The organism is Bradyrhizobium sp. USDA 4502 (assembly GCF_054063355.1).
In genome coordinates this window covers 1,960,897-1,980,996 of record NZ_JBSSGF010000001.1, presented here as the reverse complement: position 1 = coordinate 1,980,996, position 20,100 = coordinate 1,960,897, and the positions used below count along the sequence as shown (strand labels likewise).

Genomic DNA, 20,100 nt, shown 5'->3' with positions numbered 1-20,100 from the left:
GCTCAGGCCCCTCCCCAATAGGACTTGTGCGCTTCCCAGGTCGGGTCGGCGTCCTGCAGGCGGATACGGCCGATGCGGTTGTTCTCCAGACCCCCGATATAGAGATAGCCCTTGTGTTCACGGACCGACGTGATGGTCGGATGCGAAAGCCCGCCCGGATCCCAGAGCGATTCCGTCACCACGCCATTGTCGTCGAACTTGACCACGCAGCCGTAGTTGATGCCCGGACACAGCCATTCGTCCGGCGGGATCTGCTTGACCATGCGAGTACGGAAAACAGGGTTGCGCATCGCAAGGTCGTAGACCGGCGTGCGCAGGCCGACGAAAGCGAGCCAATACTTGCCGTCGGATGCGCGGTTGATGTTGTCGCAATAGCCCGGAAGGTTGTCGATCAGGATTTCGCTGGTGCCCGCCTTCGGGCCGGCGATCCAGAAGCGGTTGATCTGGCATAGCCAGGTGCTCGCCCACAGCACCGACTGACCGTCATGCGAAATGCAGATGCCGTTGGGAAACGTCAGGTTCTTGAGGACCGTCCTGGTGATCCCGGTTTTCGGATCGTGGCAGATCAGCCGGCCGTTGCCGCGCCCCTCAAAGCCGTCGAGCGCCCAGTCGGTCAGTTCATAGCGGGTCGAGGCCTCGCTGAAATAGATCTTGCCGTCGGGCGCGACGTCGAGGTCGTCAGCGAGATAGAGCCGCGAATCGTCCTTGAGGCGTGTACGCGTGCGCGTGGTGCGGTCGGTGACCTTGAAGACTGAACGATCGGGCTTCACACCGTAAACGCCCATGCCCGCGATGCAGACGAGCAGGTTCTGATCCCGATCGAACGCCAACCCGAGGGGCCGGCCGCCGATGCGTGCGAATTCCTCGCGCACGGTATAGTCAGGCGCGAGAAAGCGGATGATCGAACCGTTGCGGTTGACGGTGTAGAGGTTGTCCTTGCGGTCAAGGATGATGTCTTCCGGGCCTTCGATCATGTTGAGCGCGATCGCTTCCGCGTTCTTCAGGCGATCGTTCTCCGCGAACGGCGTGCCGCTGCCCCGCTCGACCGACGGCGGCGGCTCGAAATCAACCCAGCTTGGGGTGACGTAGACCTTTTGCAGCACCTTGCCCTTGTTCTTGATCCACTTCACGTTGAAGCCGACCGCAAGCAGCAGGATGATGCCGATGATGGCGGTCGTCAGGTTGCCGGAGATGCCGAGCCGAACCATGCCGCTGGTGAGCATGAAGATGATCGCCGCGCCCATGACGGCGCGCGCGATGGTACCGCGGCCGCCGGCCAGGCTGATGCCGCCGAGCACCACCGCGGCCAGCGCGTTGATCTCCCAGCCGACGCCGGTGTCGGTGCCCGAGCTGCTCTGCCGCGCGGCATAGAGGATCCCCGCCAGCGCCGCGATCGCGCCCGACATCACATAGGCGGAGAACAGCACGCGCTTGACGTTGACGCCGGCGTGGCGGGCCGCCTTGCGGCTCGACCCGACCGCCATGATGTGGACGCCGGGCTTGATGCGGGTGAGGAAGAAGTGGGTTCCGACCGCAAGCAGGATCAGCACCAGCATGTTGAAGGGAATGCCGAGAACCCTCCCCGAGCCCATGAAGTCCCACGTACTGGACCCGCTGTCGATGCTCGCGAGTTCGTTCGTGAACGCAACCGTCACCTTGTTGTAGGCGGCGCGGACGATGATGAGGACGACGAGCGTCGTCAGGAACGGCCGGGTCTTGCCGTAGGCAATCAGGCCGCCGTTGATCGCGCCCATCGCCGCACCGAACAGGACCACAAGCACGATCGTCACGGGCAGCGGCAGCCCGAGGATGAGATACAGATAGAGCGCGAGGAAGTTCGACATCGCGAACACCGCGCCGACCGACAGGTCGATGCCGCCCGACAGCACGGAGAAGGCCATCGCGACCGCGACCATGCCCTGCTCCGCGAAATTCCGCATCAGTTCCTGCAGGCTGCCCGCCGTCAGGTAGCGCGGGATCATGATCGCGAAGGCCAGGAAAACCGCGATCGTCAGCGTGAATGGAATGATCGGCTCCATCCAGCGCTTCTCAAGCAGTTCGCCCAGGAACAACTGGGGCGAATGGCGGTGCCAGGCTCGTTGCAGGCTCTTCATCAACAGACTCCGGCGGGCTCGGCGCAGCAGCGGCCGAACGGCGGGACGACACGGGGGATTTGGATCGACAGCTCCGGCCTGCCCGCGCCGCGGTGGGCGCGGGCGCCGGAACGACTTACTTCGCGCCCTTCGGGATGCTGAAGCAGTACATGCGATCGTCCTTCGACTTCACCCAGGCGGGGGTCGTGTAATAGGCGATGTTCTTCGCGCCCGGCTTGTCGCCGCTCTGCAACAGCGCAATCACCGCGTCGGCGATGGTCTGGCCCTGCACGTCGGCGCGATACGACAGGTTCGCGGAGAACGCGCCTTGCTCGAGCAGATCGCAATCCGCAGGTTGGCCGTCGCTGGCGACGAACACCTTCACCTTGTCGCCCATGTTGGCGGCCTTGATCGCCTGCGCCGCGCCCGCGGTTTGCGGTCCCCAGACGCTGAGGATCCCGCACAGCTTGGGATGCTGCTGCAACACGGTGGTCGTGATGTCGCCGGCCTTGTTGGCGTCCCAGCTGGTCGGCTGCGACGACACGACCTTGATCGACGGGTCGGTCTTGAACACCTCCATCGCGCCATTCTTCATGTCGAGCGAATAGGCCGCGGTCGCCTCACCTTCGAGGATCGCAACCTCGCCGGAGCCCTTGCCGCCGCCACACTGATTGATGACCTCGCGCGCGATCTTGGTGCCGAGATCCTTGGCATCGACGCCGACATAGGCGTCGGTCAGGGTGTTCGATGCCATGTTGACCTGCACGACATAGATGCCCGCGTCCATCGCACGCTTCAGCTCCTTGGCGAGCAGCGTGACGTTCGGATTTTGCACCACGATCACGTCGGGCTTGTCGTTGATATAGTCGCTGACGGTCTGAAGCTGGATGTCGGACTTCATGTTGGCGTCGCGGGTGACGAGCTTGATGCCGTAATCGTCGAAACGATCCTTCATCACGCGCGTCCATTCGGATTCCAGAACACCCATCCAGACCGGCGACCAGGCCACCGTCTTGCCCTTGAGCGACTTGTCGAATTTCTCGCGCAGCTGGTCGCGCGGCCCGGCCGCCTGCGATGGCGCAGCCACCAGCGCGGCGGTTGCCACCATCGCGGCCAGCCCGATGCCGGCAAACGCCCTCCTGTGCACAGCTTTCGTCATGTCAATTCCTCCCCTGTTATGTCGGCCGACTGTTGCGGCCCGTTGGTTGATGCAGAGCTTTAATCGCCCTGCTTCGACGTCTCCTCGTCGCGCGGATGCAGCCGGGAATCGAGCAGGATCGCGATCAGCAGCACGACACCCTTGACGATGTTCTGGGTCTGCACGTCCATGTCCATGATGGTCATGCCGTTCAGCAGCACGCCGATCAGCAGCGTTCCGGCGATGACGCTCATCACGTTGCCGCGGCCGCCGACGAGGCTGACGCCACCGAGCACCACAACCATGATGACGTCGAAAATGATCGTCGATTCCGCGACCTGGAGATGCATCAGCGCCGTCTGCGCGACCATCACGACACCGCCGACATACCCGATCGCGGCGCACAGCGCGTACTCGATCATGGTCAGCGGGCGGGTCGGCAGACCGGTCTGACGCGCGGCATCCGGATTGTCGCCATGGGCATAGACGAAGCGCCCGATCACGGTGCGCGACAGGAAAAGATGCACCACGACCGCGGTGGCCGCGAAGATCAGGATCGAGATCGGAACGCCGCCCCAGATGTTGCCGCCGAGCCGCAGGAATTCGTCATGCCCCTTGGAAAGATAGACGACATAGTGCTGCACCGCTGTGGTGCGCACGATCCCCAGCACCGCCAGGCTCGACGCCAGCGTCGTCAGCAGCGGCGGCATCTCGATCACCGAGATCAGAAACCCGTTCAGGATGCCGATGGCGATCGCCATCACGAAGCCGATCAGCAGCGCGACCGGCGTCGCGTAGCCCGAGTTCATCAGGATGATCGCGATCGCGGTGGAAGCGGCAAAGGAGGCGACTTGCGACAGATCCAGTCCACGCCCGATCACGACCACGGCCATGCCGAGCGCGAGAATGCCGAGTATCGAAATGTTGCGCGCCAGCGCGAACAGATTGCCCAGCGTCAGGAAGCCCTTCAGGAAGATCGAAAAAATGACGATCAGGACCGCGCACATCACCAGCACGGCCGTCGTCTGCGTCAATTTCGCCCCGCGCGCGCCCGAACTGCCGGTCACCGGGTCCTCCCAGGATTGATTTTATTGTGGGCGGAAATTGAACAGAATGTATCCAGAAGTCAACATCCGTATCCAAGATTTGGACAGCAGCTGGTTTGACCGGAGGATATATTCACACCTGAAACCCTCCATAACTGTCTATATCTACATGGATATATGTATGTTCTGGCGATCCGCGATCGAAGCGCATTTTCCGAGTTCGATCGGTCCTTTTGAAGCCGACATTGCTATATTGGATACATTCGGCTTGAGAGCCTGTCCCTAAGGCCAACTGGTCCTCATAGCGCCGTCACCCGCGGCGACGGAACGAAGCCGACGACGTTGCGGCAATCGCTCCTGGCCAAGGCCTGAAGATCGTGGCGAAAGAGAATGCCGAGACCGAGCTTTGACGCCGCCTTTCGCCCATCGAAGCCGCGCCAGATGGAAGACCGAGCGACCTGACGGCCGGTTTAAATTCAGTCTCGGCGCGCCCATATGCGTGGCAGGTTCGCAATCACTGACGGCACCAGATTGTCCGAGCAACTGTCGATGTTCGATGCGCCCGCCGCAGGACCGGCGGGTCTGCGCTACGCGCCGGATTTCATCTCCAAAGCAACCGAGGGCGAGCTCATCCGCCACATCCGGGCACTTCCGCTTGCCCCCTTCCAGTTCGGACAGTTCGAAGGCAAGCGCCGCGTGGCCTCGTTCGGTTACCGGTACGACTATGGGTCGCGCCGACTGGAATGTACCGAACCGATCCCCTCCTGGTTAAGCGACATCGTCGCCGCGATCCAATCCTTCGGCGGCGCGTCGACCGAGATCGGGCAGATCCTGTGCACCGAGTATGATCGCGGCGTCGGTATCGGCTGGCACCGCGACAAGCCGCATTTCGACAGGATTTTCGGACTGTCCCTGGGATCCGCATGCAAGTTCCGCTTCCGACGCCGGACGGAAAACGGGTGGGAGCGGTTCACGCTCGAGGCGGCGTCCCGATCACTCTATCTGATGGCCGGTGATGCACGGCAGATATGGGAGCACAGCATTCCGCCGGTCGAGGCCCCCAGATATTCGATCACTTTTCGAACCATGGTCGAAACGGCGCGGGGCGCCAAAGCGTCGCGATGACCTTGGATTGCCGGTTCCAGCGATCCGCTGCGCATCGCCGCATCAACCCTGATCGAGCGCTACTTCGATCCAATCGGAAGACGCAATCATGAGCGGAAGGTGCGACCAACGCCGCGCGAATGGTTGATGGGACGGGGGCGGACGAACTTGGGAAGTTCGTCCGCCGAGAGATCGCGCGTCCCCGGAGTCGATCGCGGGGAACGCACCGGGCTTCTCACGCCGCTTTCGCAGCAGCCTTGTCCGCCGGTGCCGTTTCCATGGCGCGCATATAGAGATCGAGCAGGGATTCGCGCTCGTCACGCTCATCCTGATCCTGCTTTCGCAGTTTGACGATCTCCTTGAGGATCTTCACGTCGAAACCCTCACCCTTGGCTTCCGAAAACACTTCCTTCTTCTGCTCGTTCAGTTCCTGCAGTTCAGCGTCCAGATTCTCGATCCGCTCGATGAAGGAACGAATTTTTCCGCCGGGAATGGTGATGTCAGACATGGTGCCTCTTTGTTGAATGAGGCGGTGAAAATGAAAGCAAAGTGATAACCAATGTCTTAAGCTTCATCGGTTCCTGTAGCGCATCTATCCCGCGGCTTGCCGCGGTATTTCAGACCGCGATCCAGCTGATCACGGCTGCGGCCGACGTCCAGAGTGTCCATCCAAGGCCAAGCAGGGACATCACCGCGGCCGCCATTGCTACGGCCAGCAGCAGACCATCTTCCTGCAGGTAAGCGATCGCGATCAGGACGACCACAATTCCGGGAATGACGTTGACCAGAGGCAGGGGCCAGCCCGCCAGCAGACCCAACAGGAACACGACCAAGCCAACAAGCCGGTCAGTCACGTCATGGCGCGCGTTCCAGCGCGGCCGGCTGATGTTCTCGATCGCGCGCAGCAGCGGACCCGCCCTGACGGTGAACCGCTTGAATCGCTTGAAGTCGAACGGCCGCTTCGACAGGAAGCGGGGAAAAGATGGAGCACTGTGCCCCAACATCATCTCGACCGCCGGAAATAGGAGGGCCAGCGTCGCAATTGTGGCCACGCCGGGGACGATCACGAGCAGCCCCAGCAACAGCAGGAGCAACCCGAACGAGCGCCTGTCCAGATGGCTGAGGAGCCATTCGAGGTCGACGGGGCCGTCAGGTGCTTGCGCGACGAGTTCTTCGAGGAGCTGGGAAGTACGGGTAGGCGCTGAGAGGGGAGCGGGCAAATGAAGCATTACCCGGTAACATGGTCGAACTCCGTATCGATTGCAACGAATGCCAGAGGCGCCTAGGAAGCATTGATGGACAACGATTCCGACCAGGCGTGGCACGGCCATGCGCCGAACAGCCCCCTGCCCGCCGGTCGCCGCCGCTGGCCATGGTTTCTTCTGATCGTCGTCGTCGCCCTTGTCGGCGCCGGCGGCGTCTACGCTTGGCCCGAAGTCGCGGCATTGGTCCCCGCCATAAGCCACGAATCGTCCGGCGGAGCGATGACGACGAGCGACAAGGAGGCGTTGCCAACTCTCCTCGCGGCCCAACAGAAGCTCGAGGAAGACCTCGCCGCACTCGATCGGTCAGTAGCCGACGGGCAGGCGCAGTTGAAGGCCATTACCGACCAGTTGGCGGTCCTGACCTCGAAGGTCGAAGAGTTGCAGCATCTGCCCCCGCCGACAGCGCCGCCGCCACCTGTTACGGCCGAGGCGCCGCGTGCCCCGATCCCGCCACCCGCCCCGCAGCCGAGAAAGCCGCCGCCTCGGGCCGTTAGGCCTTCGGGTCCCGTTTCGACTGGCGGCGCACCGCTCAATGTCGCGCCCGGCGGCATGGCCCGTTGAGTTCAGAAATGCCCCAAACCGTATTCCGATATTTGGCTTGGGGGTTGATCCTGGGCCTCTTCATCGTCACCGATACAACGCTGGCATTTCGTCCCCACACGTTGATATCGCCAAACGCCGATCGCTTTGCGGCGCTCTTCGTCGTCGGTGCCGTTTTTTCGCTCGCCTATCCGAAGCATGTCCTGCCGATCCTGCTGGCACTGCTCGCCGTCATCGTCGGCTTCGAACTCATTCAAAAGCTGCTCGCCGGCAGGCATGGCTACATAAAAGACATATTCGTCAAAGGTGCCGGCTGCTGCGCAGGCGTTGTCGCCGCCAATGCCCTGAGACGCGCGCTTTCAGCGATGTCCAAGCCGACAGGTACCTCCTGACGTCCTGCGCCGCCTTTGCCCTGTTCGACGTTGGCGCAGAGGCACGTGTCGGCAACCTTCGGTCCAATCCATCATCAAACCTGCCTTGGCACGTGCAAGTCCGCTATTCAAATTGGACCGGCTCGGATCCGGGATAGGAATGAGCGACGAACTCGCAGAACGCGCGAGCCGCCGGAGAAAGCTTCGCCTTGTCCTTCCAGGCAAGCCCGACATCCATGGTGTGGACGGCGTCATCGAGCGTCTTGAGATCGATGCGATGTCCTTCGAGCGACCAGGGACGGTAGACCATGTCGGACAGGATTGTAATTCCCATGCCGGTTGCGACCATGCTGCGAACCGCTTCGACCGACAGGGTCCGGAAGATGACGTTCGGCACGTACGCCGTATGCTGCCAGTAACGCATCGCGGAGCGTTCGGCTTCATCGACGGTCAACATCAGATAGGGCTCGCTCACCAGGTCCGCCAGCTTGATGCTGTCCTTGCGAAGCAACGGATGATTGACGCAAGTCCACAAGCGACGCGGCGAGCGCAACAAGAGCCGCGAGCGAATGGAGTGCCGGTCATGCAAGTTCGCAACCAGCATGATGGCCGCATCGACGCTACCGCTGATCAAGCTCTGCTCGATCGCGTCACGCGGAAACTCGTGGAGACGCACCGTGATGCCCGGAAATGATCGCCAGAAGCGCGACAACAAGGGCGGCAGGAAATATCCGGCGATGGTGTAGCTGACGGCGACATCGACGGTGCCGTCCACCTGCATTCCCCAGCGATGCGGCCCGCGTATCGCATCCGATACGCTGGCCTCGATCGCGCGGGCACGCTGCAAGAACTCCCGTCCGTCAAAGGTCAGCGTCACGCCGTTCGAGTGACGGTCGAACAGCTTGTGGCCGAGCTCGGCCTCGAGCGCCTTGATGGACGCGGTGACCGCAGATTGCGTCACGCTGAGCGCCGCCGCGGCAGCCGAAACGCGCCCGGTCTCGGCGGTTGCGATGAAATGCCGAACCTGACGGAACGTCAGAGACATAAAAATTTCCGATATCAGCGAACGATATTTCGAATTTTACAATCCCCCGGCGGACCGGAAAAATCAATCCATCGGTTCGCGAGTGAGAGGCATTGAGGTCATGTCCGATGGTTTGGAGTTGGTCGCTCGCGATATCAGCGTCCAATTCGAAGGCCTGAAGGCGCTGTCCAACGTGACCTTGACCGTACCGCGGGGACGTATCGCCGGACTGATCGGTCCGAACGGAGCCGGCAAGACCACCCTTATTAATGTGCTGACGGGTTTCCAACCGGTTGGCGCCGGAACCGTGGAACTGGAAGGCGAGACGCTGAGTGGCATTGCAGCGCACAAGTTGCGCCGCAAAGGCGTGGCGCGAACCTTCCAGTCGGGCCGACTTTTCCGCGACCTGCCGGTGATGGACAACCTTGAGGTCACCGGCGTCGGCCTGGGCCAATCCCGTCCGGAGGCGATCGGTGAAGCCGAGCGCGTCATGGCCTGGCTCGGCATTTCGCATCTGTCCAACACCATCGCCGGCGCCCTGCCCTATACCGACGAGCGCCGCGTCGCGATCGGCCGCGCCATCATGTGCACACCGCGCTATCTGCTGCTCGACGAACCGGCGGCAGGAATGTCGGAGCATGAGAGCCACGAACTTGCCGCCATCATCCGGCGGATCGCGGGCGAGCTCAATGTGGGGGTGCTGCTGATCGAGCACAATATCGGCCTCGTGCTCGAGCTCTGCGAGCGCATCTACGTCCTCGATTCCGGCGAGGTCATCGAAGCCGGCCCGCCTGCTCAGATCCGTGACAGCGACGCGGTCAGGCACGCCTATATGGGCACGCAGCGCGACGAGCCGCTTCCGCCGGTCGGCGCCGAACAGGCCGTCGCGTCATGACGCTGCTTGCCGTCGACGACATCACCGTCAGCTATGGGCGCCTGACGGCTCTCCGCGGCCTGACGCTGAAGATCGATGAAGGCGAAATCCTGTTCGTGACCGGCCCGAACGGCGCTGGCAAGTCGACCTTGCTGAACGCCATCGCGGGCGTCGTGCCACCGGGCTCCGGGTCCATCATGATCGATGGCGCAAAGATCACGGGTGCCGCACCCGAAGACATCGCCCGGCGCGGATTCTCCCTGGTTCCGGAAGGACGCAATGTCTTTGGCGCGCTGACGATCGAGGAGAACCTGAAGGTCGGAACCGGCATGCGCGCCGACCGCAAGAAGATCGCCGACGACCTGGATCAGGTCTACGAGGAATTCCCGATGCTGGCCGAGCGCCGCCACACCCCGGCGGGCATGCTCTCCGGCGGCCAGCAGCAGATGCTCGTCATTGGCCGCGCCTTGATGGCCGCGCCCCGCATCATGGCGATCGACGAGCCGTCGCTCGGCCTTGCGCCAAAGATCATCGACCAGGTCTACGAGATCCTGGTGCGGCTGCGGACGCAGCGCAAGCTCACCCTCCTGATCGTCGAGCAGAGCTCGACACGCGCCATGATGACGGGCGGACGGATGGTCCTGATCCGCGGCGGCCGCATCGTGCTCGAGGGCCCTGCGGCCGATATGGTCAGGGATGATCGTCTGAAGCAGTCCTATTTCGGCTTCGGAGATCATTGAGATGCGCGAACTGCTCCAGATCATCTTCGATGCCCTCAGCCTCGGCAGCCTCTACGCCCTTGGCGCGCTCGGCATCGCCCTGATCTTCGGCGTGATGCGGCTCGTCAACTTCGCCCACGGCGATTTCATCGCATTTTGCGTCTTCGCCATGCTGTGGCCGTCGATCGATGCTGCGGCGATCGTCTTTGCCGGGCAGCTGCCGTTCCATCTGTTGATCCCGCTGCTGCTCTTGATCGGCGCCGCGCTGTCGATCCTGTCGGAGATCGTCGTCTTCCGCCGCTTCCGCAATGCCAATCCGGCGACGATGATGATCGCATCCTTCGCGCTCGGCTTCGTGATCCGGCATCTCCTGCTGATGCTGTTTTCCAGCCGGCCGAAGTCGATCACGCTGTGGCCGAGCCTTGGCCTGCCGGTCGAATTCCTCGGCGCTCACATCCCGATGCTCCAGGTCGTGACCATCATCATCACGCTGGCCGTGCTGGCGGTCCTCGTCCTGTTCCTCAAGCGCACGCGCTACGGGCTCGAGATGCGCGCGGCCGCCGACAATTTCACCATGGCGCGCATGCTCGGGGTCCGCGCCAACGGCGTGATCCTGCTGGCCTTCGCTATCAGCGGCATGCTGGCGGCGGCGATCGGCCTGATCCTGGCGACCAATTCCGGCACCGCCGACATCGGCATGGGCGCCAATGTGATGCTGATCGCGTTCATCGCGACCGTGATCGGCGGCCTCGGCAGCATTCCCGGCGCCGTTGCCGCCGGCTTCCTGATCGGTGCGGCCAGCGTCGTGTTCCAGGCGACCCTGCCGCATGACGCCAGGGTATTCCGCGACGCCTTCGTCTACGGCGCCGTCATCGTCGTCCTTCTGGTGCGGCCGCAGGGCCTGTTCGCACCGAAATCCGCCAAGCAGAGGGTCTGATCGATGTCGCAGCGGCCGTCCGTCATCCGGCAAACGATCATCACGCCGATCGTGCTGATCGTGGCGCTGCTCATCATGGCGGCCCTCTCCTATCAATTCGGCAGCCGGGCCTTCAACCGCACCGTGGTCGAGATGTTCATCAACATCATGGTGGTGGTCGGGCTCTACGTCTTCGTCGGCAATTCGGGCCTGCTGTCGTTCGGCCATATCAGCTTCATGTGCCTCGGCGCCTACATGACCGCCTGGCTCACGATTCCGCCGGTGATGAAGTCGATCACGCTCAAGGGCCTGCCGGCGTGGCTGCTCCACGCGCAACTGCCGATGTGGGTGGCGACGCCGATATCCGGACTGTTTGCGGCACTGTTCGCGCTGATCGTCGGCCGCGTCATCATGCGCCTGTCGGGCATCGCCGCCTCGATTGCGACCTTCGGCCTGCTCGGCGTCATCAACAATGTCTATTCGAACTGGGATTCGGTGACGGGCGGACAGGGTTCGATCGTCGGCATTCCGCCCACCATGAATGTCTGGACCGGATGGATCGGCGGCGCCGTGGCCATCGCGATCGCCTATCTCTACTCGATCTCGCGCTCCGGGCTGGCACTTCGCGCCACGCGAGACGAAGCGGTCGCGGCCAGCGCCTCCGGCATTGACATCGTCCGCGAACGGTTGATCGCCTTCGTCGTCAGCGCGTTCATCATCGGGCTCGCCGGCGCGCTGTACGCGCATTTCCTGAGCATCGTCAATCCCGGCGCATTCTATCTGCGGACGACGTTTATCACGCTGTCGATGCTGGTGGTCGGCGGCATGTACAGCCTCAGCGGAGCCGTCTCGGGCGTGGTCGCGATCTCCGTGCTGATCGAACTGTTCCGCAATCTCGAGAAGGGCATCAGCCTCGGCGGTCACACCGTCGGCCTGCCGAACGGTGTCCAGGAGATCGCGATCGGCATCATCACCATCGCGATCCTGATGTATTTGCCGACGGGACTGACCCGCAACCAGGAATTCTCCTGGCGTCGATGGCCGTTGCAGCGCCGCCTGACGCCACCGGTCCAGACCGCGCTGAAGGAACTGCACTGACGCTTGTTTGTACAATTGGAGGAGTGGGGATATGCGCTTTACGACATTACTCAGCATCTTGGCCGGAGCATCCGCGCTCTGGTTCACGCCTGCCCGGGCAGCCAACGAGATCGTTGTTGGGTTTGCGACCGCGGCATCCGGGTTCATGCAAGCCTATGACAAGCCGGCGCAGGACGCGGCGCTGATCCGGATCGAGGAGATCAACAAGGCGGGCGGCCTGCTCGGCAAGAAGATCAAGCCCGTCTTTGCCGACACCAAGACCGATCAGGCCGAGGGTGCCAAGGCCGGCCTTGCGGTGCTCGACCAGGGTGCCGACCTCGTCATCGTCTCCTGCGACTATGATTTCGGCGCGCCCGCGGCGCTGCAGGCGCAGGCCGCCGGCAAGGTTTCCTTCTTCCTCTGTGCCGAATCGATCAAGGCCGGCATCCCCGGCGTCGGCCCGTTCTCGTTCTCGGCCTCGGTGCTGGCACCGGTGCAGGGAGCGACCATGTCCGAATGGGCTTACACCAAGAAGAACGCACGCAGCTTCTATCGGCTGCTCGACAGCTGGACCGTCTACAACAAGGGCATCTGCGACGGCTTCGACTGGATGCTGCCGCGCCTGAAGGAGGCCAAGCTGGTCGGCAGCGACACCTTCAAGAACGACGATGCCTCGATCGCCTCGCAGATCACGCGCATCAAGAGCCTGCCGAAGGAGCCTGACGCCATCATGCTCTGCACAATGATGCCGGGCGCTGTCTCCGCCATCAAGCAGATCCGTGCCGCCGGTATCAAGTCGATGATCCTCAACGGGTCGGGTGTCGACGGCAGCTACTGGATGAACGCCGTTCCTGATCTCTCGAACTTCTACGTCCCGGTGCAGGGCTCGGTCTATGGCGACGATCCGAACCCGAAGGTCAACGAGTTCAACAAGAAGTACAAGGAGGTCACCGGCGGTGACCCCTCCAGCCAGTACGTCTATCCGGGTTACGTCCTGATCGACGTCTGGGCCAAGGCGGTCGAACGCGCCAAATCGACCGATGCGGCAGCCGTCGTGGCCGAGCTCGAGAAGATGAACAACGAGTCCACGCTGTTCGGGCCGCGCACCTTCACCAAGGACATCCACCACCAGAACCAGGGTCGTTACCTGATCGTCGACACCGAGGCCGGCAAGCCGCAGGTGATCGACCAGTGGACGATCTCGGAAAAGATTCCGCTCGACTATCTGGTGTCCAAGTAACCCGGCAATGCGCCGCCCTGGGTGCGCCAGTGATACCCCGGGGCGGCCTTCGCCGGTCATGTGCAAAGCCAGTTGGAAGGAAATCAGGAGATGGTCGTGATCAACTGCGACATGGGCGAGGCCTACGGCCTCTACAAGATGGGCGACGACAAGGCATTGATGCCTCATATCGACGTCGCGAACGTCGCCTGCGGCTTTCATGCCTCCGACTTCAATCACATGCGCAAGACCGTGCAGCTCGCCAAGCAATTTGGCGTCAAGGTCGGGGCGCACCCGTCGCTGCCCGATCTGCAGGGATTTGGTCGCCGGGAGATGAAGATCGACCGCGAAGAGCTGGCCAATTGCCTGCTCTATCAGATCGGCGCACTCAAGGCCTTCCTGGATGCCGAAGGCATGGCGCTCAATCACATCAAGCCGCACGGCGCACTCTACGGCATGGCATCGCGCAACGAGGAGATCGCCGAAGCCGTGGCTGATGCCGCCGACGTCTACAAGGTACCGTTGCTCGGCATGAAGGGAACGTTGCACCAGAAGGTCTACGAGCGGCGCGGTCATGCCTTCGTCGCCGAATACTATGCCGACCTCGACTACAATGCCGACGGCAGCCTGATCATCACCCGCGAGCACGAGGCGAAGGATCCGGCCGACGCCGCCACCCGATGCGCAAGGGCGGTCAATGAAGGCAAGACGCGCACGGTGGCCGGAAACGACATCGTGGTCGGCTCCGATTCGATCTGCATCCACTCCGACACGCCGAACGCCGTCGCCATCGCCGAGGCCGTCCGCGAGGCGGTGCGCCCCTATCTCACCGCGCGCTGAACCGTCGCGGCAACGAACCAATACACCACGAGGAAACAATGGCAACGCAGCAGATCTTCTCGCCGCTCCCAGGCATCTTTTATCGCAAGCCCGCGCCCGACAAGCCGGTCTACAAGAACGATGGCGACGCCGTCGCCGAGAGCGACACGATCGGGCTTATCGAGGTGATGAAATCGTTCAACGAGGTGAAAGCCGGCATCGCCGGCAAGATCGTCCGCTTCCTGGCCGAGAATGAAGATGCCGTGATGGCCGGCCAGCCGATCGCCGAAATCGACGTTTAGGGGCTCTTCGACCAGCCATGGCGATCAAGAAGCTCCTCATAGCCAATCGCGGCGAGATCGCGGTGCGCATCATCCGCGCGGCGCGCGATCTCGGCATTGCAACCGTGCAGGTCTACAGCAAGGCCGACCAGGATTCGCTCGCGGTCAGGCTCGCCGACGAAGCGGTCGATATCGGTCCGCCGCAGGCGTCGAAATCCTATCTCAACCAGGCGGCCATCCTCGCCGCGGCGCGGAGCACCGGTGCCGACGCCATCCATCCCGGCTACGGCTTCCTGGCCGAGAACGCCGAGTTCGCCGCCGCTGTCGAAGCGGCGGGATTGATCTTTGTCGGTCCGACCGCGCAATCGATCCGGCTGATGGGCGACAAGGTCGCGGCACGCGAGGCCGCCGCCGCGGCCGGGGTGCCGACCGTCCCCGGCAGCCAGGGGCGGCTGGAGTCGGCGGACGCGGCCTTCGCGCTGGTCGAGAAAACCGGCTTCCCCGTGATGATCAAGGCCGCTGCCGGAGGCGGCGGACGCGGCATCCGCATTGCGCGGTCGCCCGAGGAGTTTCAGCATCTGATGCCGCAGGCACAGGCCGAGGCGCTCGCGGCCTTTGGCGACGGCGGGCTTTACGTCGAAAAGCTGATCGAAGGCGCGCGGCATATCGAGGTGCAGGTGCTCGGCGACGGACACGACGTGATCCATTGCTTCGAACGCGAATGCTCATTGCAGCGCCGCCGCCAGAAGGTCTGGGAAGAAGCCCCCTCGCCCTCGCTCACCCAGGCCGTGCGGGACAGGCTCTGCACCTCGGCCGTGGCACTCGCCCGAGCGGTCAATTATCGCGGCGCCGGGACGCTCGAATATCTCTACGACGACGCCACCGGCGAATTCTACTTCCTGGAGATGAACACCCGCATCCAGGTCGAGCATCCGGTCACGGAAATGATCACGGGCATCGACCTCGTCCGCGAGATGATCCAGATCGCCGGCGGCGAGCGCTTGCGCATCAGCCAGAACGAGATGCGCGTCAGCGGCCATTCGATCGAAGTCCGTATCAACGCCGAGGATCCCGCCAGAAACTTCCTGCCGAACCCGGGCACGGTGAGCGCACTCAGCCTGCCCGTCGGCGACGGCGTTCGCTTCGACAGCATGCTCTATCAGGGCTACACGGTGCCTCCCTTCTACGACAGCCTGCTCGGCAAGCTGATCGTGCACGACAAGGATCGGCCGAGCGCCATGAAGAAACTCGAGCGCGCGCTTGCCGAGCTCACCGTCGAAGGCATTTTCACGACCAAACCCCTGCACCAGGCGCTGGCGCGCGACGCCGACGTCCAGGCTGGACGCTTCCATACGGCATGGCTCGAACCCTGGCTTGAGTCCCACGCCGCCACGCTTGCCACCGCTCAGCCGCCATCAGCTGCGAAGGTCGCCTCATGATGGCGAGAGAATCCGCCCCGTCAGCAACAGGAGGCCGCTAGCATGCAAACTCGATTTTCCTTCGGCGGCGATGAGCACATTTTCGCCGAGGTCGGCGAAGCGATGTCGCTCGAGGCCTTTTTCAAGAGCCTGTTCATCACCAATGCGGTGCGCGATGCCAGGATCAAGGGTGTCACCGAGATCTGTCCGGCGAACGCGTCCTATCAGGTCAAGTTCGATCCGGAGCGGATCAAGCCCGACGATCTCCTCGCCGAGCTGAAGCGGCTGGATTCCGCATCCGAGAAATCGGAACCGGTGATCAAGACGCGGATCATCGAGATTCCCGTGCTCTACAACGACCCCTGGACCCGTGAGACCTTGATGCGCTTCCGCGAGCGTCACCAGGATCCTGACGGCACCGACCTCGAATACGCCGCGCGGATCAACGGCCTCGACAGCGTCGATGCCTTCATCAAGGCGCATTCCAGCGCGCCCTGGTTCGTCTCGATGGTCGGCTTCGTCGCCGGCCTCCCCTTCCTTTACCAGATGGTCGAGCGCAAGCGGCAGCTTCAGGCCCCGAAATATCTGCGCCCGCGCACGGATACGCCAAAGCTCACCGTCGGACATGGCGGCTGTTTCAGCTGCATCTATTCGGTGCGCGGCGCCGGCGGTTACCAGATGTTCGGCATCACGCCGATGCCGATCTATGATCCCAATCAGACCATCAGCTATTTGCGCGACTTCATGTGCCTGTTCAAGCCGGGCGACATCGTGAAATGGAAACCGATCGACCGGGCAGCCTATGACGCCGCGGTCGCCGACGTCGACGCCGGCCGGTTTGCGCCTGTGATCCGCGACGTCTCATTCTCGCTGACCGAGTTCAACCGCGACATTGATGGCTACAACAGCAAGCTCGATGGAGTTCTCCATGGCCGTTAGGGTTTTGAAGCCGGGTCTTGCGACCACCGTCCAGGACCTCGGACGTCCCGGCTATTATCACATCGGCATCCCGCTCTCCGGCGGCATGGACCGTCACGCGCTGGTCGCCGCAAATCTGCTCGTCGGCAATGATGCGGGCGCAGCCGTGCTTGAAGCGGTGTTCATGGGGCCCGAGCTCGAATTCACCGAGGACGCCACGGTCGCCGTCACCGGCGCGGAGCTGCCGCCGAAACTCGACGGCGAGCCGCGCGAGACCTGGACCAGCTTCAAGGTAAAGCGTGGCCAGATCCTCTCCTTCGACTTCCTCAAGCGAGGCGCACGCGGCTACATCGCGGTCGCCGGTGGCATCGATGTGCCCGTGGTGCTCGGCTCGCGATCGACCTACGCACTCGGCGCGCTCGGCGGCTTCAAGGGCCGCAAGCTCGAGGCCGGCGACGAATTCCCGGTCGGCCGTGCCAGCGTGACGGTCAAGGACGGCCGCACCGTCGCCAACGATTTGCGCGGGCAACCGGCGGGAATGCCGACGGAGCTGCGCGCCATGCCCGGCCTCTATTGGCACCGCATCACCGAGGCCGCCGGCAGCGGGTTCTTCTCCGACACCTGGAAGGTCGCGCCGGAAGCGGACCGCATCGGCTACCGCTTCAAGGGTGGCAAGGCGCTCGAATTCGTTCCGCGCGAACCGCCGTTCGGCGCCGGCTCCGATCCGTCCAACATCACCGATGCCTGCTATCCCTACGGCTCGATCCAGGTTCCCGGCGGCACCGAACCGATCGTGCTGCATCGCGACGCCGTATCCGGCGGCGGCTACTTCATGGTCGGCACCGTGATCGCCGCGGACATGGATCTGATCGGTCAGCTTCAGCCCAACACGCCGGTGAAGTTCGTCAAGGTCGACATGGATCAGGCGCTTGCGGCACGCAAGAGCCGGACCGAGCTGCTGGGCAAGCTTCGCAGCGCCATGGCGTAATCGCGAGGGGGCCCACCGCATCTGCCAACGGACCTCGGCCGCGGGCGCCGGAGCGATCGCGCATGGTCAAGTCTAAACCTGTGGCTGTCGATTGCGCGCTCGCACATCTGAGGTCTGTGCCACGGTGTGCTGTCCGCCGGACGGCACGAGAGTTGCAGCGGACACATTCGGGCTGAGAAACACTGCTCATGAGTTGTGCAAACATCGGAACAACCGCGATGTCCGTTTCTCTGAAACAGATCCGCTACTTCGTCGCCGCCGCCGAGACCGGGCGGATCAGCCAGGCGGCCATCGATCTCAACGTCTCGCAATCAGCGGTCACCGCGGCGATCCAGCAGCTCGAGGCCACCGTCTGCGCCCGCTTGCTGGAGCGCACGCCGAACGGCGTAACCGTCACCATGGAGGGCAGCCGCTTCCTCTCCCAGGGCCGTCATATCCTCGCCGCCGTCGCCGAGGCGGTGCGCGACACGCAGATGTCCGCCGGCCCCCTGTTCGGGACGATCCGCGTCGGCGTCACCTACACCGTGTCGGGCTACTTCCTGCCGCGTCATCAGATGCGCTTCAAGGCGAGTTTCCCCGGGATCACGATCGAGCTGTTCGAGGCGCCGCGCGACGTGCTCGAGCGCGCACTCGTCGATGGTGCCCTCGACCTCGCGGTGATGCTGGTCTCGAACCTGCGCGACAACGCCATGCTCACCAGCGAGACCTTGCTGCGATCGCCGCGCCGGCTGTGGCTTGCGCCCGAGCATCCCCTGACCCGTGCCGAGCGGGTCCACCTCGCTGACATCGCGACCTATCCCTATGTCATGCTCACGGTCGACGAGGCCAAGCACACCTCGATGCGCTATTGGAACAACGCCTCACTCGAACCGAAGACGGTGTTCCGCACCTCCTCGGTCGAAGCCGTCCGCTCCATGGTCGCCGGCGGCATGGGGATCGCCATTCTGTCCGACCTGATCTACCGGCCCTGGTCGCTGGAGGGGCAGCGGATCGAGACCCGCGTCATCGAGGACGAGGTGCCCAGCATGGACATCGGTCTTGCATGGCGTCGCGACACCAAGCCATCGGAGGCTGCGATGGCTTTTCGCGATTTCATGCGCTTTGCGGTTGCCGGCGTCGGGCCGGCCCGGCCGCCGGTCAGCATGGACCACCGGCATCAGGCCGAGGAGGCCATCGAAATCTAGAATATCAGTTTCCGTTTTATTCGACTTGACGCCGTCCGGCTGTCCTCGCCAAACTTTGCCCGGGGACACGACGACCGGAGGCACAGCCGGCGGCGGGAGTGAGACATGCAAGTCACCTACACGACCAACGACATCCCGTTGCAGACCCGCCGCCAGTACTGGCAGGAGGTCGTCTCGAAGACCTATTACTCGCTCGACCTGCGTTTCCCGAGCACGCGCGACTTCAATGCGCGCCTTGGCGCCTGGTCGATGGGCCCTGTCTCGGTGTCCCGCAACATCGCCAACGGCCTGCTGTACAAGCGGCATGAGCGGCATCTCCTGAGCGAGCGGGAGGAATCCTTCCTGATCACGGTGCCCGAACTCGCCGAAATCCGTTTCGAGCAGGACGGCAAGGTGGTGCATTGCCGCCCGGGCGCGTTCCTGATCGAGCGCAGCCACCTACCCTACGAGTTCAGCCATCAGGATCCGACGGCGCTGTGGTGTCTGAAGATCCCGAGCGCGGTGCTGCGCGCCCGCATTTCCCGGCCCGAGCGCCTCGCGACGCTGCAATTCGACGCCAGCCGCAGCGTCGGCGCGCTGTTCGTCGACACGCTGCGCCTGTCCGGTGAACGGATCGAGGAAATGGACGAGACGGCGCGCACGATGATGGGCAAGCACCTGATCGAGCTGCTTGCGATGGCCATTGAATCCGACGACCGTGTGTTGACCGGTCACTCGTCCTCCGTGCGCAACGGCCATTTGCTGCGTTGCGAGCAATTCATCCGGGCCCGTCTCGACGATATGCGGCTCACGCCGCAGATGATTGCCGACGGCTGCGGCATCTCGCTGCGCTATTTGCACCAGATCTTCGAGGGCGAAGGTCTGACCGTCTGCGCCTACATCCGCAACCAGCGCCTTTCAATGTGCGACGCCCTGCTGCGCGATGCGAACTGCCGCAAGAGCATTTCGGAAATCGCCTATCAATGGGGCTTTGCCGACCAGGCGCAGTTCAGCCGCAATTATCGCGGCCGGTTCGGATGCACCCCGAGCGAGGCCCGCGCCATTTCGCGCACAGCCAACTCCTGAAGACTGGCCTGCTGATCGATTCTTAGGCACACCGCCGCCGG

The 20,100-nt window shown here is 63.3% G+C and carries 21 protein-coding genes; 15 read left to right on the top strand and 6 right to left on the bottom strand.

Annotated features, from left to right (window positions below):
• Window positions 1–2: 2 nt before the first annotated feature.
• From ACVW1B_RS08695 to ACVW1B_RS08685, 3 genes are all read right to left on the bottom strand, one after another.
• A complete protein-coding gene (locus tag ACVW1B_RS08695; RefSeq protein ID WP_253609281.1) occupies window positions 3–2,114 on the bottom strand; it encodes an ABC transporter permease in 2,112 nt (703 codons plus the stop codon).
• 115 nt (window positions 2,115–2,229) lie between these two features.
• Window positions 2,230–3,252 carry a sugar ABC transporter substrate-binding protein gene (locus ACVW1B_RS08690; RefSeq protein WP_028334112.1) on the bottom strand — a complete coding sequence of 341 codons (1,023 nt, stop codon included), beginning with the start codon at window positions 3,250–3,252 and terminating at the stop codon, window positions 2,230–2,232.
• 59 nt (window positions 3,253–3,311) lie between these two features.
• Window positions 3,312–4,298, bottom strand: coding sequence for an ABC transporter permease (locus ACVW1B_RS08685; protein ID WP_057017121.1), 987 nt, complete (start codon window positions 4,296–4,298; stop codon window positions 3,312–3,314).
• Between the two features lie 474 nt (window positions 4,299–4,772).
• Between ACVW1B_RS08685 and ACVW1B_RS08680 the strand changes: the two genes are divergently transcribed.
• The gene (locus ACVW1B_RS08680) at window positions 4,773–5,402 is read left to right on the top strand and encodes an alpha-ketoglutarate-dependent dioxygenase AlkB (RefSeq protein WP_456821527.1); all 630 of its coding nucleotides are present in this window, start codon (window positions 4,773–4,775) and stop codon (window positions 5,400–5,402) included.
• A gap of 214 nt (window positions 5,403–5,616) precedes the next feature.
• On the opposite strand, the gene ACVW1B_RS08675 is transcribed toward ACVW1B_RS08680, so the two are convergent.
• Both ACVW1B_RS08675 and ACVW1B_RS08670 read right to left on the bottom strand, forming a co-directional pair.
• Complete coding sequence (locus ACVW1B_RS08675) at window positions 5,617–5,889, bottom strand: DUF2312 domain-containing protein (protein WP_016842183.1); 273 nt, start codon at window positions 5,887–5,889, stop codon at window positions 5,617–5,619.
• Window positions 5,890–5,998: 109 nt separating this feature from the next.
• Entirely contained in the window at window positions 5,999–6,610 is a 612-nt protein-coding gene (locus ACVW1B_RS08670; protein ID WP_225646071.1) for an exopolysaccharide biosynthesis protein, read from the bottom strand.
• A 66-nt stretch (window positions 6,611–6,676) separates the two neighbouring features.
• Between ACVW1B_RS08670 and ACVW1B_RS08665 the strand changes: the two genes are divergently transcribed.
• Window positions 6,677–7,207, top strand: coding sequence for a hypothetical protein (locus ACVW1B_RS08665; protein WP_456791961.1), 531 nt, complete (start codon window positions 6,677–6,679; stop codon window positions 7,205–7,207).
• An 8-nt stretch (window positions 7,208–7,215) separates the two neighbouring features.
• Window positions 7,216–7,578: a hypothetical protein gene (locus ACVW1B_RS08660; RefSeq protein ID WP_253609283.1), complete on the top strand. Its 363-nt coding sequence runs from the start codon at window positions 7,216–7,218 to the stop codon at window positions 7,576–7,578.
• A 103-nt stretch (window positions 7,579–7,681) separates the two neighbouring features.
• Here ACVW1B_RS08660 and ACVW1B_RS08655 read toward each other — a convergent pair whose 3' ends face one another.
• Complete coding sequence (locus tag ACVW1B_RS08655) at window positions 7,682–8,602, bottom strand: LysR substrate-binding domain-containing protein (RefSeq protein WP_456791960.1); 921 nt, start codon at window positions 8,600–8,602, stop codon at window positions 7,682–7,684.
• A 100-nt stretch (window positions 8,603–8,702) separates the two neighbouring features.
• On the opposite strand from ACVW1B_RS08655, the gene ACVW1B_RS08650 reads away from it, so the two are divergent.
• The 12 genes from ACVW1B_RS08650 to ACVW1B_RS08595 all read left to right on the top strand — a co-directional run bounded on the left by ACVW1B_RS08650 (window position 8,703) and on the right by ACVW1B_RS08595 (window position 20,059).
• Window positions 8,703–9,476: an ABC transporter ATP-binding protein gene (locus ACVW1B_RS08650; RefSeq protein ID WP_253609284.1), complete on the top strand. Its 774-nt coding sequence runs from the start codon at window positions 8,703–8,705 to the stop codon at window positions 9,474–9,476.
• Entirely contained in the window at window positions 9,473–10,195 is a 723-nt protein-coding gene (locus tag ACVW1B_RS08645; protein ID WP_225159390.1) for an ABC transporter ATP-binding protein, read from the top strand. Before ACVW1B_RS08650 ends, ACVW1B_RS08645 begins: the two co-directional genes overlap by 4 nt.
• A 1-nt stretch (window position 10,196) precedes the next feature.
• Window positions 10,197–11,111 (top strand): branched-chain amino acid ABC transporter permease, encoded by a 915-nt coding sequence (locus ACVW1B_RS08640; protein ID WP_456791959.1) that lies wholly within the window; start codon window positions 10,197–10,199, stop codon window positions 11,109–11,111.
• Window positions 11,112–11,114: 3 nt separating this feature from the next.
• A complete protein-coding gene (locus tag ACVW1B_RS08635; protein WP_016846056.1) occupies window positions 11,115–12,188 on the top strand; it encodes a branched-chain amino acid ABC transporter permease in 1,074 nt (357 codons plus the stop codon).
• Between the two features lie 31 nt (window positions 12,189–12,219).
• A complete protein-coding gene (locus ACVW1B_RS08630) occupies window positions 12,220–13,407 on the top strand; it encodes an ABC transporter substrate-binding protein (RefSeq protein WP_028345052.1) in 1,188 nt (395 codons plus the stop codon).
• A 90-nt stretch (window positions 13,408–13,497) separates the two neighbouring features.
• Window positions 13,498–14,226, top strand: a complete 729-nt coding sequence (pxpA, locus tag ACVW1B_RS08625; RefSeq protein ID WP_028345053.1) for a 5-oxoprolinase subunit PxpA — start codon at window positions 13,498–13,500, stop codon at window positions 14,224–14,226.
• Window positions 14,227–14,264: 38 nt separating this feature from the next.
• Entirely contained in the window at window positions 14,265–14,507 is a 243-nt protein-coding gene (locus ACVW1B_RS08620; protein WP_018270951.1) for an acetyl-CoA carboxylase, read from the top strand.
• Between the two features lie 17 nt (window positions 14,508–14,524).
• Window positions 14,525–15,925 carry an acetyl-CoA carboxylase biotin carboxylase subunit gene (locus ACVW1B_RS08615; protein ID WP_456821526.1) on the top strand — a complete coding sequence of 467 codons (1,401 nt, stop codon included), beginning with the start codon at window positions 14,525–14,527 and terminating at the stop codon, window positions 15,923–15,925.
• A 42-nt stretch (window positions 15,926–15,967) separates the two neighbouring features.
• Entirely contained in the window at window positions 15,968–16,843 is an 876-nt protein-coding gene (locus ACVW1B_RS08610) for a 5-oxoprolinase subunit B family protein (protein WP_225646064.1), read from the top strand.
• On the top strand, window positions 16,833–17,810 hold the full coding sequence (locus ACVW1B_RS08605) for a 5-oxoprolinase subunit C family protein (RefSeq protein ID WP_253609287.1): 978 nt from the start codon (window positions 16,833–16,835) through the stop codon (window positions 17,808–17,810). Before ACVW1B_RS08610 ends, ACVW1B_RS08605 begins: the two co-directional genes overlap by 11 nt.
• Window positions 17,811–18,028: 218 nt before the next feature.
• On the top strand, window positions 18,029–18,994 hold the full coding sequence (locus ACVW1B_RS08600) for a LysR family transcriptional regulator (protein WP_057017111.1): 966 nt from the start codon (window positions 18,029–18,031) through the stop codon (window positions 18,992–18,994).
• Window positions 18,995–19,099: 105 nt separating this feature from the next.
• Window positions 19,100–20,059, top strand: coding sequence for an AraC-like ligand-binding domain-containing protein (locus tag ACVW1B_RS08595; RefSeq protein WP_057017110.1), 960 nt, complete (start codon window positions 19,100–19,102; stop codon window positions 20,057–20,059).
• Window positions 20,060–20,100: the final 41 nt, after the last annotated feature.